The 1,604-nt window shown below is 33.4% G+C and carries 1 protein-coding gene; it reads right to left on the bottom strand.

Annotation, left to right across the window (positions count from 1 at the left end):
• Positions 1-125 precede the first annotated feature (125 nt).
• Positions 126-1,343, bottom strand: coding sequence for an IS110 family RNA-guided transposase (locus ACFPM4_RS19115; RefSeq protein ID WP_382355368.1), 1,218 nt, complete (start codon positions 1,341-1,343; stop codon positions 126-128).
• Positions 1,344-1,604 lie beyond the last annotated feature (261 nt).

The raw sequence follows: 1,604 nt of genomic DNA, 5'->3' as shown, positions 1-1,604 counted from the left end.
TTTCCTACGATTAGTCAAGTGTAAATTTAACATTTAATTATTATACAATATAAATTTTTGGCATAGGAAATAAACCTCAGCAATTTAGATTTTTAAACTGAGGGTTTCGTGGTATACTAATTATATTATTGGTCCATAGAGACCGCGTGCGAGTAATCGTACTTTGTATTGTTCCTGACCATGGAATATATACATTTTAATAGCTTGTTCATGCAAGCTACAGTGGCAACCTTATCCAGTTTAGGAGTGGGTTGCTTTTTTAATTTATAGTAATAATCTACAATATGATTTGGTGCAGTTTTTTGTTGGCGTATCATGTTTCGAATAATAAGATATAAGATCTTTCTTCCTTTTGGATTTCCACGTTTATTAATACGATCTTGTCCTGCATATTTTCCCGATTGATATCTTCGAATATCAATTCCAATAAATGCATTCACTTTTTTATGATTGGCAAAGCGAGACAAATCACCAATTTCACCAATGAAAAGCGCGGCACTAATCGCTCCTATTCCTGGGAGACTTTTGAGTATTTCAAACTCCGATAGCAGTTTTGCTTTTTCAATCATCTGATTAGAAATTTGCTCTTTTGTCTCTAATAGATGAAGTAGCTGCTTTGCGTAATATTGCACCTTTTGTGTTTGTACACTGTTCGCAGAAACAGCTGGATAAGAGTTCTTAGCGTAGTCTATTATTTGACTAGCCTTTTCTTTTGCATTATTTTCTGAAATTCTTTTGGATGTACTTTTAATCAAACGGTTTTTTATTTTTGTTTGACTTGAATCTAATACTAAATCTGGATGAGGAAATAACTCTATTAATGTTAAGGCGTAAGGTGTAATCCTACTCGAGAAAAAAAGTTCAAGCTCTGGAAAGCTTAATTGAATTGCATTGTGTAAGTACATTCGAATACGTTTTATTTCTACCTCAACTTCTTGATAGAAACGAGAAAGATCTCGAAGGTCATTATATAAATCTGATTGTTGCACCTTTTCTGTACGGTGATTCTGTTGATGTGTTTTTGCAAGTTTATGAGCATCATGCTTATCTGTTTTCCAGCTTCTTAATGTACCTTCTTCTAATTGTTTTTTTGCTTCCAAAGGATTTAATAAGTAATAGCGCAACTTATTCCTTAGACAGAAAGTCTCAACTGGTTTTGAATAAACACCAGTTGATTCAAAAACTAAAATTGGTTCTTCTGGAAGGAGTAGTATCTCATCTAGTAAGGCTTGAAATCCAGCTTTATTATGAAGAATTTCTCCTTCTGAAAGACAAGTTTGACCTTTATAGACAACTTTATAACTTTTCCCCATAGAAATATCTAAAGCAATAACTAATTCCAATGTACTTCCTCTCTCTTCTTTAATTAATATGAAAGATCCTCACTTATTCATTTCGATTCCAATTTCCTATACACGAGCTCAATGGCCCCAACATACTTAAACCTGATTCAAAAATGAAAGTGAAGAAGCTCTGTTTTTTATACGGATTCGAAATCCCAGAGGCTGGTCGAGCTTTCTTTCACTTCTCACTATAACTCTAAAATGAAAAATAGTGGGCAAAATCATCCGTCGATGACCTTACCCACTAATCTTAGTATGTTT

This window comes from Lederbergia graminis (genome assembly GCF_042655485.1).
In the GTDB taxonomy this organism is placed as follows: Bacteria; Bacillota; Bacilli; order Bacillales; family Bacillaceae_C; genus Lederbergia; species Lederbergia graminis.
The sequence above is the reverse complement of the archived record's forward strand: the minus strand, read 5'-3'. Positions and strand labels throughout refer to the sequence as shown.